Genomic DNA, 12,873 nt, shown 5'->3' with positions numbered 1-12,873 from the left:
ACATGGCCGGGACGGGCCGCTCCCTTTCACAGACGCGCGACAGGCTGAAGGAGAGTCATGTACGGACGACTTCGCGTCCGGCACCTGGCCGTGGGGTTCGGCGTGGCGGCACTCGCGGTGACGCTCACGGCGGCCACGGTGAACGCCGCCCCCGCCGATCCGACGGTTGCCGCCGGACGGTACGGCTGGGGCGACCCACTGCCCGAGTGGTCGGACGAGTCCACCTACGGCTCCGAGGCCGATCCCGCCGTACCGGACCGCGACAAGTGGCGCCTGGCGGGCGGCGGCCCCGGCAAGTGCTGGCCCGGCCACAGCGGCAACGGCCGTCGTTGCGACGTCAGCACCCGGGTCGTCGGCGACGTACTGCGCATGACCGGCGAGGCGAACGGAGACACCGGCTGGCTCGCCTCGCAGTACGGCCGGCAGTACGGCCGGTGGGAGGCTCGCGTGCGCTCCCGGGCCACCGCCCACGACAACGGGCGGCAGTACCACCCGCTGCTGATCCTGTGGCCGGACTCGGGCGAGCACCCTCAGGACGGCGAGTACGACTACGTGGAGAACGGCGCTCCGGGCGAGCGGTGCGCCGAGGCGTTCCTGCACTACCCGCATCCGGAAGGCGTCCCCGTGCAGCAGGAGTTCGCGCAGAAGTGCGGCGTGGATCTGTCGCAGTGGCACAACGTCGCCGTCGAGTGGACCCCGGACCTTCTGCGCGGCTTCATCGACGGCGAGGAGTGGTTCCGCTTCTCCGGCGGCGCGAACGCGGACCGCGACTGCGTCCGGTGCGCCCCGTCCATGCACCAGACCATCCAGCTCGACAACTTCCACGGGGACGGCCTGCAGAGCGCCGTCCACGAAGTGGACCGGGCCCGGGTCTACGACCTGCCGGACAACGAAAGCGTGAGGTGATCCGCGATGCACAGCTCTCCGTATCCGCCCGGTCCGCCCGAGACGGCGCGCATGCCCGGGCCTCTCGTCTTCGTTCTCGTGACCGTCACCGTGCACGCGCTGGGCACGGCCTTCGGCGGCTGGGCGATCCTCCAGGAGAACCTCAGCAAGCAGGAGCACGGGCAGGACCTGCTCACGCCGATGGGCATGGCTTGGTTCGTGGCGCTGTTCTGCTGGGGCTGGCAGCGCTCCAGGTCGTCTGCGTCGTACTGGCTCGAAAGCGCCGCCCCTGGATCCGTGTGGTGTTCGCCGTGTGGCTGATCTTCGTGACGTTCTCGGCGGTCCTCGGTTTCATCGGCTCGCTGGCCGCCGGGACGCCCAGCCTCGCGGTTCTCGTGATCTCCGGCATCGATGTGGTGGCCCTGTGGGTGGTGCTCGGCGAGACCGGCCGTCACTGGTTCCCCGTACGCGGCCCGGCGCCCACTTCACCTCGGGGGTGATCCCCATGGGCTACCCGACGTACGCGCGCGACCCGAACCGGCCGCCCGACGGGCCGCCGGAGCCTCCCGAGCCCCCCCCCAGCGCCCCGTCCCCGTGCGACTTGGTGGCGGCGGCCCTGGGCAACGCCTCGCTGCTCGGCATCGGTTATCTGCTGCTGGGCCACTGGCGGCTGGCCGCGCTCGCCGCGCTCGGCACGGTCGTGCTCCTCAGCCTCACCGCCTCGACCGCCGTGACCCGGTGCGGGATTCTGCTGCTCCTGTGGTGGGCGGCCGGCATCGCCCACGGCTGGGTCCTGGCACGAGGGCGCGCGGAGCACGTGGTACGGCGCGGGCAGCGCGCCGCGCTGCTGCGCGTCGATGCGTACGGGATCGAGGACCGCGTCGACGAGGCCCGCGAGGGCGGCGACTGCGAGAAGGCCGTGGCCGCGCAGGACGAGGTGTGGTTCGGCCACCGCCTGGCGGGCGTACCGGTGGTCGAACCCGGTGACGCGGTGGTAGAGGCGCGCCACCGGCTGGAACAGGCAGCCTCCACGCTGGCCGACGCCGGCCGGAACGGGAACATCGAGGACCTGGAGCGGGGCTTCGGCATCCTCGCCCGCGTCCTGAGGGAGCCCGGCAACGAGAAGACCGTCGAGACGGTCCTGGGCGCCTTCCTCGACGGCCTGCCGACCAAGGACTCCTGCGACACCGCCGACATCACCGACTGGCTCCGCGGCCGCGAGCGCACCCGCGACGTACTGGACCGGTCCGCCGACACCGCGGCCCGTGTGGAACCCGCCGCGTTGGTGGGATGCGGCGACAGCCTGACGGACGAGGACGCCTGGCAGCAGGCGCGGGCGCGGGCGCGCTACCAGCATCTCCTCGACACGTACCCGGACGACGCACACGCGGCCGAGGCACGAAGCGGTACGAAGAAGGCCACCCCCGCCATCGAACTGGACAAGGTGCCCAGCCTGGTCGAGAACACGTCCGATGCGAAGTCCGGCTACTGCGACACGCCCGCCAAGTACGGTAGCCAGGCCGAACGTTGCCTCCGTGGTGGAGCTGGGCTTCGACCAGTCGGGCGGCGCTGAGGGCATACGGCCGTGCTGGCTCACGGTGTGCCGGATACCAGTCCGACCCGGTAGGCGAGGACGACGGCTTGGACGCGGTCGCGCAGGCCGAGTTTCGCCAGGATGCGGGACACATAGGTCTTGACGGTCTCGGGCGTGATGAACATCGCCGCAGCGATCTCCGCGTTCGACAGCCCTTCGGCGATCAGTTGGAGCACTTCCAGCTCCCGGGGGTCAGTGCACGCACGACGTGCTGCCTGCCCTGCCGGGAGGTGTCGGCCGGTCGCAGATACTGGGCGAAGTGGCCGATGAGGTGGCGGGTGACGGCGGGGGCCAGCAGGGCCTCGCCCTGGGCGACGGTGCGGATGCCGTTGACCAGCTCCGCCGGAGGCGCGTCTTTGAGGAGGAAGCCGCTCGCTCCGGCGCGCAACGCGTCGTAGACGTAGGCGTCGACGTTGAACGTGGTGACGACCAGTACCTTCGGCGCGTCTTCGGTATCGGGACCGGCCAGTTGCCTCGTCGCCTGGATGCCGTCGAGCAGGGGCATCCGGATGTCCATCACAACCACGTCGGGGTGCAGTCGCCGCGCGGCCTGGACCGCCTCGTGACCGTTCTCGGCCTCCCCGGCGACCTCCATGTCGGGCTGCGCGGAGAAGATGGTGACGTAGCCGGTGCGCACCAGCGCCTGGTCGTCGCAGACGAGTACACGGATCGGTGGCGGCGCATCGCTCACGGGGTCACTCCTGAAGGGTCTTGGACGGGATCGTGGCGCGGACCTCGAACCCGCCCTCGGGCCGGGGACCGGCCTCCAGTTCACCATCGAGCATCCGCACTCGTGCACGCAGCCCGGCCAGCCCACGTCCGCCCGCAGGGCCCGGTCTGCGGGTGACCGGTGCGGCGACCGGTCCGTCGGTGGTCACCTCGATCCCGATGTGCTTGTCGCCGTGCCGGAGCAGGACCTGTGTCGGCTTCCCGCCCGCGTACTTCATGGCGTTAGTGAGTGCTTCCTGCACCACCCGGTACGCGGCCAGCTCCACGTCCACGCTCTGCGGCCGCCGCTCACCCTGCTCGGCGAACTCGACCGGCTGACCCGACCTGCGGGCCTGCTCGACCAGGTCCCCCACCCGTCCCAGGGCGGGTGCCCGGTCCGCACGCGCCGAGTCCGCGGACGCCGACTCGCCGGTCGCCTCCAGGACGCCGAGCAGGTACCGCAGTTCCGTCAGCGCCCGGCGGCCGGTGTCGCTGACGGCCGTCAGTCCCTCGCTGGCTTTGTCCGGTGCGGAGGTGAGCAGGAACTGCGCCGCGTCGGCTTGGACCACCATGGCGGTCACATGGTGGGTGACCACGTCGTGCAGCTCGCGGGCGATCCGCGCCCGCTCGGCGGCCGTGGCCGCCTCGGCAACCAGCCGCCGCCGCTTCGCCTCTTCCGTCCGCCGTGTGCGCACCGTGCTCCCCACCAGCCAGAACGCGGCCAGAGCCAGACAGAACGCGAGATAGTCCGGTATCGACTGCGGTGAACCGAGGTGGTCCAGGACGACGGCCAGCACGGCGTAGCCCGCACTCGCCATGACGGCCAGACCGTGACGGAAGCGGATCTGGTGGGCCCCGGCGGAGTACAGGGCTAGATACAGCCCCACACTCGCGAACGTCGTCGCGAAGCCCAGCGCCTGATGCACGGCGAACGCGCCCGCGACGGCGGCCAGACAGGCTGCGGGCCACCTGCGGCGGACCGCCAACGGCAGGGCCTGGGCCAGGACCAGCCCGGCGCTCAGCGCGTTCGCCGGCCGCTCGGGCAGATCGCCGATCTGTGCACCGAGGTTGGACAGGGTCGGCACGAAGGCCAGCAGGGTGAGAGTCAGGGCGAGGGTGCCGTCCTTGAGGAGAGCATCCCGCTCCTGCCACCAGTCGAGCGGTGCCCGGAGCAGCGAAGGACCCCAGGGCACCTGACGATTTGCCATTTCCGTTCCCTCCCGTCGACCTGGGTCAGCGGCCCGCGCGTCGGGTCCCGGCCCCGCCGTTCCGGCGGGCGAGGACGAGCATCAGGACGGCGAGGGCCACACCGATGAGGACGGGCACGACCGACGCCTCCAGGCCGAAACCGCCCCCGGTCAGGAGGGCGGAGCCGTGGACGTCGACGGTGAACAGACCCTTGGGGGTGCGTCCGGAGACCGGGATGCCGAGCAGCTGCTCCGTCATGTTCCAGGCGAAGTGCAAACCCGCGACGAACCAGATGCTACGCCGCCACAAGAACGCGGCTCCAAGCAGGACGCCCGCCTCCAGAGCGATCGCCAGTCCGCTCCACGCGCTCGCTCCCGGAGCGCCCAGGTGGGCGGCACCGAAGAACAGCGAGGTGATCACAATGGCGGCCCGGCTGCCCCACAGCTGCTCCAGGGCCTGCAGGGCAAAACCACGGAACAGCAACTCCTCGGTGACCGCGGCGCCGATCTGCACCACGACCGCAGCCCAGGCGACCGACAGGAAGCCGTCGCCCGCCCAGGAGAACGAATAACCCCCGAACGCCGTGATCACAAGGGCGGAGACGAGGATGAAACCCAGACCGATCCCGCCGCCCAGCAGCGCCTCCCGCCCGGCTCCGGACCGGGCGATCTCCGGCGTGGAGCGTCGTGCCACGCAGCGCATGACCAACCAGTACACGGCCACTGCCGCGGCCGCGCCCAGCACCGGCACCGGGCCGGGTCCGGTCGCCGTCAACGCCGAGACCAGGCCGACGCCGGCCAACCCCGCCAGCATCCAGCCGAGCGGAGAACGCACGATCCGGCCGGGACGGCCGCCGCCGTCGTGGTCCGGGTCCGGGTCCGGGCCGGAATCTGTGTCGTGCTGTGTGGCGGATGTCGTTCCCATGGTGGCCTCCCCGGTAGTGGTCACACCCGTGGTGACCTGACGACCACGCTAGGAACCCGCGGACGTCCGCGAATCACCTGCGCGTGGACAGCTCCTGTAGCTCTCACGGGGGATGCGCCACCCGCCCCCGCCACTCCGCCACGGGACGCGGTCGAGGCAGGAACAGGACCGGACGCCGTAAGAGGGCCAGGAACTATGGCCGCGGCGGCGAGACCGAGGCGGGAGTTCATGTCCGGCTCCGTCGTCAGCTTCCCGGCGCGGTAGCACTCCACCGTGCGGCGCCCAGGCGCTCCACCAGGGCCTTGGTGGACCCCTTCGCCCGCGTGAGATAGCCGCGCGGAGCCGCCCCGCCCCACCGGCAGAGGCCCGTCCCGGTCCCCGCCGGACCTCGGCCCGGGGGGTGCGCGGGGCCACCTTGCCCCCACATGGGCGGGTCACCGACGATGCCAAGGTGTTTTGTCCCTAATTGCGGCACTCTCCCCGACATAGTGCTGGCATGACACGTACTTCCTTCCGTACGCGGCCGCGCACTGCCGCGCGCGCCTGCGGGGCCCTCCTGAGCGCCGCCCTCCTCGCCGCCACGCTCCAGACCACCGCCGCCTCGTCCGCGTCGGCCAAGGGTCCCGAAGACCGCGGCGGCCCCGACTGCGTAAGGACCGAGGGCCGCAGCGGCGAGGCCGAGCAGGTCCTGGACGTCGTCCGCAAGGCCAAGGCCGACCTGCGGCTGAAGGCCGTGCAGGTGCGGGTCGCCGCCGACGGGCAGGAGGTCGTCACGGACGCGCTCGGCGAGTCCATGACCAACGTCCCGGCCGAGCCGGGCATGCACTTCCGCGCCGGCTCCGTGGTCTTCTCCTACCTGGGCACGGCCCTCCTCCAACTGGTCGAAGAGGGCGAGGTCGGCCTCGACGACACCGTGGACCGCTGGCTGCCCGACCTGCCCCACGCCGACAAGATCACCCTGCGGATGCTGGGCAACGCCACCAGCGGTCTGCACGACTACGTCACCGACCCGGACTTCCTGGCAGTGCTCGAGGCGCACCCGTTCCGCCAGTGGACGCCGAAGGAGCTGGTGGGGTACTCGCTCGCCCACCCGCTCTGGTACAAGCCAGGCACCAACTGGAGCTACTCCCACGCCAACTTCGTACTCCTGATCGCGGCGCTGGAGAAGATCACCGGCACGCCCATCGACGAGCTGCTGCACCAGCGCGTCACAGGACCGCTGGGCCTGCGCAACACCCGCAACAGCTTCACCCCCGACATGCCCAGGCCCGTCCTGCACGCCTTCACCTCCGAGCGCGGCCTGTACGAGGAATCCACCTTCTGGAACCCGTCGTGGACCACCGCACCCGGCGCGGTCATCACCACCCACATCTGCGACCTGGCCCGCTCGGCGGAGGGCATCGGCAGCGGCGAGCTCCTGTCGCCCCGCTCGTACCGCACCCTGCTGAACCCGGGCACGGTCGGCCTCGGCGGCGCGACCAAGACATGTCCCGCCACGGTCTGCGTGAAGCAGACGAAGGCCAGGCACTTCGGTCTCGGCGTCCTGGTCGTCAACGGCTGGGTGATCCAGAACCCGTCGTTCTCGGGCTACGGGGCGATCAAGGCGTACCACTCGTCCAAGCGGATCGCCATCGCGGTCTCCGCCACCAAGACCCCGAAGACCCCGGCGGGCAACATGGCCGAAGAGGTGGCCGAACGCATTGCGGCCGAACTCACCCCCGACACCCCCATGACACTGAGCTGACCGACCCTTTCCCCCGCACCGGGGCCGGCCCCGACGGGTCCGGCCCCGCTTGCCGCCCGACCTCCGTACGCCGCGTTCGGAGCAGGGGAGCGCCCCTCGTGACGGCCGCAGTCGATACCGTCGTCCCATGACCGCGCGGCCCGACTGGATGTGCCCGCCGCGCGCGGTGGAACCCATCGGGCACCGCATCTCGTAGGAGGCAGCTTCCAGGCCCTCGAGGGTCAGGTTCCGCAGCGTCTTCCCCGTCTCGGTGGAGCCGCCGTTCTCGGACAGGCCGTGCTTGCGCATGTCGGAGAGTGGGTCGAGCTCCTCACCACGTTCCTCGCCACCGTCGACGGCCGGCCACCTCGGGCGGTACGGGCAGGCCTCGCCCGTACCGCCCGAGCCGTCCCGCTGCGGCTGGCCGGTCGCGGGTCCGGCGCCCGCCCGAGCCGCCCCCCTGTACCGGGGTGGCGCGGCCCGGGGGTGGGCGCCGGGCCCGGTCTCAGAGACGCCCGGACGAGGGGGCCTTGCCCAGCACCGTCACCGTGAGGGCCGCGACGGCGAGCCCGCAGCCCAGCCACATCACCGCGGTGACGCCCGCGCCGTCCGCGGCCAGCCCCCCGACCAGCGCGCCCAGGGCGATTGCCCCGTTGAAGGCGCCGACGAACAGCGAGGAAGCGGCCTCGCGCGCCTCGGGAACCGAAGCCAGCAGCCAGGTCTGCGTGCTGACCGACACGCCGCCGTACGACAGTCCCCAGACGGCGAGCAGCACACCGGCGGTCAGAACGGAGCCGCCCAGCACCGGTACCAGCGCGACCGTGGCCGCCAGTACCGCGCTGATCACCAGCAGGGTGGAGCGCGGTGACCGGCCGGCGACCGTGCCGGCCGCAAAGTTGCCCGCCACGCCGGCGACTCCGTACACCAGCAGCAGCGTGCCGATCATCCCGGCGCTCGCCCCCGAGACCTCCTCCAGTACGGGGCGTACGTACGTGTAAGCGGCGAAGTGCCCGGTGACAAGCAACGCCACCACGGCCAGTCCGGTCCGCACCCGCGCCTCGCCGAACAGCCGCACCACACCGCTGAGCCGCACCTCCTGCTCCGCGGGCAGCCGCGGCAGCAGAACCGCCAGGGCGACCAGCACCACCAGCGCCAGCACGCCCACGGTCACGAACGCCGTCCGCCAGTCGGTCAGTTCACCGATGTACGTACCCGCCGGGACGCCGAACACCGACGCCACCGCGATACCGCTGAAGATCAACGAGGTCGCGGAGCCGATCGACTTCGGCGGCACCAGACGTACCGCCAGGCCTGCCGCGATCGCCCAGACGCCGCCCATGCCGATGCCGACCAGCACGCGGGCGGCCACCATCACAGCGAAGTCCGGCGACCATGCCGTGAGCAGGTTCCCCACCGTCAGGACCGCCATCAGCACACACAGCACCGTCCGCCGGTCGAACCGCCCCAGCAGCGGTGTCAGCAGCGGCGCCGACACCGCTCCGACCAGACCGGTGATGGTCAGGGTCAGCCCGGCGGTGCCCTCGGTCACCTTCAACGCGTCCCCGATGGGCGTCAGCAGGCCCACGGGCAGCATTTCGGACGTCACCACCGTGAACGTCGCGCTCGCGACCGCCGCGACGCCCAGCCGACCGCGGGTCGCGGATCGCTCAGGCACCGCGGTGGTGCCTGCGTTTTCCTCAGTCTGTGCCATGCGACCAGCCAACCCGCCCCGGTCTGCGGGAACAACGGCTGATCCCTCATCCTTCGATAAGCGGGACTACTCGATCGGCCGCGCGGAGCGGCAGTGCGGAAAGGGAACCATGAGCGGTGTCGAGATACGCGAATTGGAGACGTTCCTCGTGCTCGCCCAGGAGCTGCACTTCGGACGGGCGGGCGAGCGGCTGTACGTGTCCCAGAGCCGGGTCAGCCAGCTGCTGCGCTCTCTGGAGAGCCGCATCGGCGCCCCGCTCGTCGAACGCACCAGCCGCCGAGTGCGCCTGACCCCGCTCGGCGAGAGCTTCCTCGCAGACCTGCGCCCCGCGTACGACGCCCTGCGCTCCACGGTCGACGAGGCCCGGGCCGCCGCACGGGGCACGGGCGGGGAGCTGCGCATCGGTTTCCAGGGCACCGTCGACGACTACCTCAGCCGGGCTATCGCCCTGTTCGGGGACCGGTATCCCGACTGCGCGATCGACATCGTCGAGATCCCGCTCTCCGACCCCTTCGGGCCGCTGCGCCGCCGGGAGGTGGACTGCGCGGTGGTCCTGCTGCCGGTGGCCGAGGACGACCTCGTCCTCGGCCCGGTCTTCCCCCGGCAGCCGCAGACCCTCGCCGTGTCCGTCCGCCACCCCTTCGCCGCCCGGGAATCCCTCTCCGCCGAGGAACTCACCACCTGCCGGCTCATCTCAATCGACGGCGACGCCCCCGAGTACTGGCGGCGGGCCCAGGCCCCCGGCCTGACCCCGGGCGGCCTTCCCGTACCGGCCGGACCCAGCGTCAACACGCTCCAGGAAGGGCTGAGTCTGACGGCGGCCAACCGCGGCACCATGCTGCTGTGCCGGTCCACAGCCGACTACCACGGGCGCCGCGACTCCCTCACCTTCGTCCCGGTGCAGGGCCTGCCCGACTCCGAACTGGGCCTCATCCGCCACCGCACCCGGCCCTCCGCGCAGGCGGAGGCCTTCGCGCTGACGGTCACCGAGACCGCCGGGCCGGCGGCCTGACCGCGAAACCCCTGCCGTCATTCCCGAAGCCCGGTCTCCATCCAGCGCTCCCAGTTTTTTCTTTATCTTCCGGTCCCCGTTGCAATGAGCCATCTGGCGATGCACCACCCCATGACAGCCGCGAGGCCGGGGAGTACCACCGCCACGTCAGTGGCAAACCCCAGCCACGGGCCGGCGACCAGCGGGAACAAAGTTCTCCCACTCGGCCCTGACTGACACACTCCCACTGACACGAGGTCGACACATCGCAGGTCGATGACTTACGACGGCGATCAGCCGGGCTGGAGCCCGGGCCCGGTTATTGACGGTAGGTAGCGAGGAAGCGGCCGATGCGGTTGATGGCGGTCTCCAGGTCGGCCGCGTGGGGCAGGTTGACGAGCCGGAAGTGGTCCGGGCGGGGCCAGTTGAATCCGGTGCCCTGGACCACGTGGATCTTCTCGCGCAGCAGCAGGTCCAGCACGAACCGCTCGTCGTCGACGATCTTGTGCACGTTCGGGTCGAGTTTGGCGAAGGCGTACAGCGCGCCCTTGGGCTTGACGCAGCTCACGCCCGGGATATCGTTCAGCGCCCGCCAGGCCACGTCTCGCTGTTCGGTGAGTCGGCCGGTCGGCAGCGTGAGGTCGTAGATCGACTGATGTCCGCCGAGCGCGGCTTGGACCGCGTACTGGGCCGGCACGTTCGGACACAGCCGCATCCCGGCCAGCATGGTCAGGCCTTCCAGGTAGTCCCCAGCCTGTTCCTTCGGTCCGGAGACGACCAGCCAGCCGCTGCGGAAACCCGCCACGCGGTAGGACTTGGAGAGGCCATTGAAGGTGAGCGTGAGCACGTCCTCGCTGAGCGCGGCCAGGCAGTGATGCTCGGCGTCGTCATAGAGGATCTTGTCGTAGATCTCGTCCGCGAACACCATCAGCCCGTGCCGACGGGCCAGTTCGAGGATGCCTTCGAGGAGTTCCCTGGAGTAGACCGCGCCGGTCGGGTTGTTGGGGTTGATGACCACGATGGCCTTGGTGCGATCGGTGATCTTCGCAGCTATGTCTTCGAGGCTGGGGAACCAGTCCGCGTCCTCGTCGCACGTGTAGTGCACGACCCGGCCCCCGGCGAACCGGACCACGGCCGTCCAGAGTGGGAAGTCGGGTGCGGGGACAAGTACTTCGTCGCCGTCGTCGACCAGTGCCTGCACGGCCATCTGGATCAGCTCGGAGGCACCGTTGCCGAGGTAGACGTCATCGACGGTCACGCCCGCGACGCCCCGCTGCTGGTAGTACTGCATCACCGCGCGCCGGGCGGGCAGGATGCCCCGGGCATCGCTGTAGCCGTGGGCGTTGTGCAGGTTGCGAATGATGTCCTGGAGGATCTCCTCCGGCACCTCGAAGCCGAACGGTGCGGGGTTGCCGGTGTTCAGCCGCAGCACGCTGTGACCAGCCTTCTCAAGGGCGTTGGCCTGATCGACTACCGGACCGCGTATCTCATAGCACACGTCCTTCAGTTTTCTGGACTGCCGGAACCTCATCTGTGGCCTCCCGATCATCATCCGCGCCGTCTTGATTGCTTTGTTCTACCAAGTGGTTACTTGGAAAGTCCAACCTTTTGGCTATGCTGGATCCATGTCGCACCGAAGCTACGACCAGTACTGCGCCGTCGCCCGAGCGCTGGACGCGGTGGGGGAACGCTGGAGCCTGCTGATCGTCCGTGAGCTGCTGCACGGCCCCCGGCGGTACACCGAACTGCACACCGATCTGCCGGGCGTCTCCACCGACGTCCTTGCCGGCAGGCTCAGGCAGCTGGAGCGCGACGGCTTGGTCGAGCGCTACCGCCTGGAGCGGCCCGCCAGCGCGGCGGCGTACCGGCTCACCCCGCGCGGGCTGGCACTGCGCCAGGTCATCGACGCCCTGGCCGACTGGGGCCTGGACGCGCTCGGCGAACCGGGGCCGACGGACGCGGTACGTACTCATTGGTTCACCGAACGCGGCCCGGCCCGGGAGGCGGGAGCCGCCGCGGGGATGACGGCTCCGCCGCCGCGGGATTGAACCGCCCGTATACGTGGCGGATGGTCTACCAGGCCCCGGCCCCGGCCATAGCGCGGCCGGTCACCGGGCGCGAGCGGCCACCGGCTCCCACGGCATCGGCCACCGCCTCCCGCAGGATGCCGAGGCCCTCGCCCAGGTCCTCGTCCGTGGTGGTCAGGGCCGGCATGAGCTTCACGACCTCGCCGCCGGAACCCGCGGTCTGCAGTAACGACCTCGTGCACGACAAGCAGTGAGGCGTCGAACCCTTGATGGCTGATCATGGCCGGGTGGTGGAAACAGGTCTCGTGCAGTGATCATCGACAATCGTCGGATTACGGGCCTGAGGGACGCCACCCGCCTTTCATCACCACGCCCGGCAGCCTCGGGAGCCAGAGGTTGGGGCCCCTGTGACCGCGGGCCCCGAAGCAGCTCCGCACGAGCGTGCGGACCGTCGCATAACGGATCCCGATCACCGAAGGTCTCGATCTTCTTTGACCGCCACGCCCTGGTCACCCTGTTCCACCGCGGGCAGGACACCTGGGAGTTCAACGGCGAAGGCCACCACTCCCTGCGCATCCGCTGCACCGGCGAGCAGCCGGTCTTTCCCGCCGGGGCCCATCGTAGAGTGCTGGGACACCGGCAACCGCTGCGTGGCCGCCGAGCCCGAGCAGATACGGCGGCTGCTGGCCGAAGGCGTGCCCGCCTGCCCCTACTGCCGACCGGACACCGCCCTCGGCGTGCTGGAATGAGCGGGCACTGGCAGGGGGAAAGAATGAGCCCGGGCCTTGACCCGAATCCTGAACACGTCTATGCAGCTTGAGCAAGGGTGGTCGTCGTCGGTCGGAAGGCTTCCTCGAAGGCGATCGGGGACCGCTGACCGAGATGGGAATGCCGGCGGCGGGTGTTGTACCGGGTCAGCCAGCGGAAGGCGTCGAGTCGCGCCTCGCGCTCGCTCGGCCAGCCCTTTTGACCTTTGAGGGTCTCTCTTTTGAAGCCGGCGTTGAAGGGCTCGGCCGCGGCGTTGTCGGCACTGGACCCGACCGCGCCCATGCTCTGCCGGACCCCGGCTGACCTGCGGATTCCAGCGAAGGCCCTACTCGTATATTGAGCGAGTTCAACCGG

The 12,873-nt window shown here is 70.5% G+C and carries 12 protein-coding genes and 3 pseudogenes; 8 read left to right on the top strand and 7 right to left on the bottom strand.

Annotated elements, in window-relative coordinates; translation table 11 throughout:
- Positions 1-57: 57 nt before the first annotated feature.
- Genes BN1555_RS34005 through BN1555_RS33990 form a run of 4 tightly spaced genes read left to right on the top strand, consistent with a single transcriptional unit; the run spans position 58 to position 2,458 of the window.
- On the top strand, positions 58-906 hold the full coding sequence (locus tag BN1555_RS34005) for a glycoside hydrolase family 16 protein (RefSeq protein WP_093802984.1): 849 nt from the start codon (positions 58-60) through the stop codon (positions 904-906).
- Positions 907-912: 6 nt separating this feature from the next.
- Positions 913-1,206: a hypothetical protein gene (locus BN1555_RS34000; protein ID WP_141662935.1), complete on the top strand. Its 294-nt coding sequence runs from the start codon at positions 913-915 to the stop codon at positions 1,204-1,206.
- Positions 1,188-1,385: a hypothetical protein gene (locus tag BN1555_RS33995; RefSeq protein WP_093802982.1), complete on the top strand. Its 198-nt coding sequence runs from the start codon at positions 1,188-1,190 to the stop codon at positions 1,383-1,385. Before BN1555_RS34000 ends, BN1555_RS33995 begins: the two co-directional genes overlap by 19 nt.
- Before the next feature lie 5 nt (positions 1,386-1,390).
- Positions 1,391-2,458 carry a hypothetical protein gene (locus tag BN1555_RS33990; RefSeq protein ID WP_093802981.1) on the top strand — a complete coding sequence of 356 codons (1,068 nt, stop codon included), beginning with the start codon at positions 1,391-1,393 and terminating at the stop codon, positions 2,456-2,458.
- Positions 2,459-2,478: 20 nt separating this feature from the next.
- Here BN1555_RS33990 and BN1555_RS33985 read toward each other — a convergent pair.
- The 3 genes and pseudogenes from BN1555_RS33985 to BN1555_RS33975 form a co-directional block, all read right to left on the bottom strand.
- Positions 2,479-3,170 (bottom strand): annotated as a pseudogene (locus BN1555_RS33985) (response regulator).
- A 4-nt stretch (positions 3,171-3,174) separates the two neighbouring features.
- A complete protein-coding gene (locus BN1555_RS33980) occupies positions 3,175-4,395 on the bottom strand; it encodes a sensor histidine kinase (RefSeq protein ID WP_093802979.1) in 1,221 nt (406 codons plus the stop codon).
- 25 nt (positions 4,396-4,420) lie between these two features.
- The gene (locus BN1555_RS33975) at positions 4,421-5,299 is read right to left on the bottom strand and encodes a CPBP family intramembrane glutamic endopeptidase (protein ID WP_093802978.1); all 879 of its coding nucleotides are present in this window, start codon (positions 5,297-5,299) and stop codon (positions 4,421-4,423) included.
- A gap of 496 nt (positions 5,300-5,795) precedes the next feature.
- On the opposite strand from BN1555_RS33975, the gene BN1555_RS33970 reads away from it, so the two are divergent.
- Positions 5,796-7,043 carry a serine hydrolase domain-containing protein gene (locus BN1555_RS33970; protein ID WP_093802977.1) on the top strand — a complete coding sequence of 416 codons (1,248 nt, stop codon included), beginning with the start codon at positions 5,796-5,798 and terminating at the stop codon, positions 7,041-7,043.
- A 484-nt stretch (positions 7,044-7,527) separates the two neighbouring features.
- On the opposite strand, the gene BN1555_RS33965 is transcribed toward BN1555_RS33970, so the two are convergent.
- Entirely contained in the window at positions 7,528-8,733 is a 1,206-nt protein-coding gene (locus tag BN1555_RS33965) for an MFS transporter (protein ID WP_093802976.1), read from the bottom strand.
- A 109-nt stretch (positions 8,734-8,842) separates the two neighbouring features.
- Here BN1555_RS33965 and BN1555_RS33960 point away from each other — a divergent pair, with 109 nt between their 5' ends.
- The gene (locus BN1555_RS33960; RefSeq protein ID WP_093802975.1) at positions 8,843-9,745 is read left to right on the top strand and encodes a LysR family transcriptional regulator; all 903 of its coding nucleotides are present in this window, start codon (positions 8,843-8,845) and stop codon (positions 9,743-9,745) included.
- Positions 9,746-10,043: 298 nt separating this feature from the next.
- Here the strand turns inward: BN1555_RS33960 and BN1555_RS33955 are convergent, their stop codons facing one another.
- Entirely contained in the window at positions 10,044-11,255 is a 1,212-nt protein-coding gene (locus tag BN1555_RS33955; RefSeq protein WP_093802973.1) for a pyridoxal phosphate-dependent aminotransferase, read from the bottom strand.
- A 94-nt stretch (positions 11,256-11,349) separates the two neighbouring features.
- On the opposite strand from BN1555_RS33955, the pseudogene BN1555_RS33950 reads away from it, so the two are divergent.
- Positions 11,350-11,703: pseudogene (locus BN1555_RS33950) on the top strand (winged helix-turn-helix transcriptional regulator); the annotation flags it as partial.
- 94 nt (positions 11,704-11,797) lie between these two features.
- Here the strand turns inward: BN1555_RS33950 and BN1555_RS33945 are convergent.
- A complete protein-coding gene (locus BN1555_RS33945) occupies positions 11,798-11,947 on the bottom strand; it encodes a hypothetical protein (RefSeq protein WP_218058223.1) in 150 nt (49 codons plus the stop codon).
- A 211-nt stretch (positions 11,948-12,158) separates the two neighbouring features.
- Between BN1555_RS33945 and BN1555_RS40985 the strand changes: the two genes are divergently transcribed.
- Positions 12,159-12,500, top strand: coding sequence for a DUF6233 domain-containing protein (locus BN1555_RS40985; protein WP_255306322.1), 342 nt, complete (start codon positions 12,159-12,161; stop codon positions 12,498-12,500).
- 58 nt (positions 12,501-12,558) lie between these two features.
- Here the strand turns inward: BN1555_RS40985 and BN1555_RS33935 are convergent.
- Positions 12,559-12,861: pseudogene (locus tag BN1555_RS33935) on the bottom strand (integrase core domain-containing protein); the annotation flags it as partial.
- Between the last annotated feature and the right edge of the window lie 12 nt (positions 12,862-12,873).

Origin of the sequence: Streptomyces sp. Wb2n-11 (assembly GCF_001049855.1) — a bacterium.
GTDB classification, from domain to species: Bacteria; Actinomycetota; Actinomycetes; order Streptomycetales; family Streptomycetaceae; genus Streptomyces; species Streptomyces altiplanensis.
This window is presented reverse-complemented; position numbering and strand designations above follow the sequence as displayed.

Bases quoted from the DNA above. Each gene is read 5' to 3' on its own strand.
- BN1555_RS33960 (WP_093802975.1), top strand. From the start codon at position 8,843: ATGAGCGGTGTCGAGATACGCGAATTGGAGACGTTCCTCGTGCTCGCC.
- BN1555_RS33970 (WP_093802977.1), top strand. From the start codon at position 5,796: ATGACACGTACTTCCTTCCGTACGCGGCCGCGCACTGCCGCGCGCGCC.
- BN1555_RS34005 (WP_093802984.1), top strand. From the start codon at position 58: ATGTACGGACGACTTCGCGTCCGGCACCTGGCCGTGGGGTTCGGCGTG.
- BN1555_RS33990 (WP_093802981.1), top strand. From the start codon at position 1,391: ATGGGCTACCCGACGTACGCGCGCGACCCGAACCGGCCGCCCGACGGG.
- BN1555_RS33965 (WP_093802976.1), bottom strand. From the start codon at position 8,733: ATGGCACAGACTGAGGAAAACGCAGGCACCACCGCGGTGCCTGAGCGA.
- BN1555_RS33975 (WP_093802978.1), bottom strand. From the start codon at position 5,299: ATGGGAACGACATCCGCCACACAGCACGACACAGATTCCGGCCCGGAC.
- BN1555_RS33980 (WP_093802979.1), bottom strand. From the start codon at position 4,395: ATGGCAAATCGTCAGGTGCCCTGGGGTCCTTCGCTGCTCCGGGCACCG.
- BN1555_RS34000 (WP_141662935.1), top strand. From the start codon at position 913: ATGCACAGCTCTCCGTATCCGCCCGGTCCGCCCGAGACGGCGCGCATG.
- BN1555_RS33955 (WP_093802973.1), bottom strand. From the start codon at position 11,255: ATGAGGTTCCGGCAGTCCAGAAAACTGAAGGACGTGTGCTATGAGATA.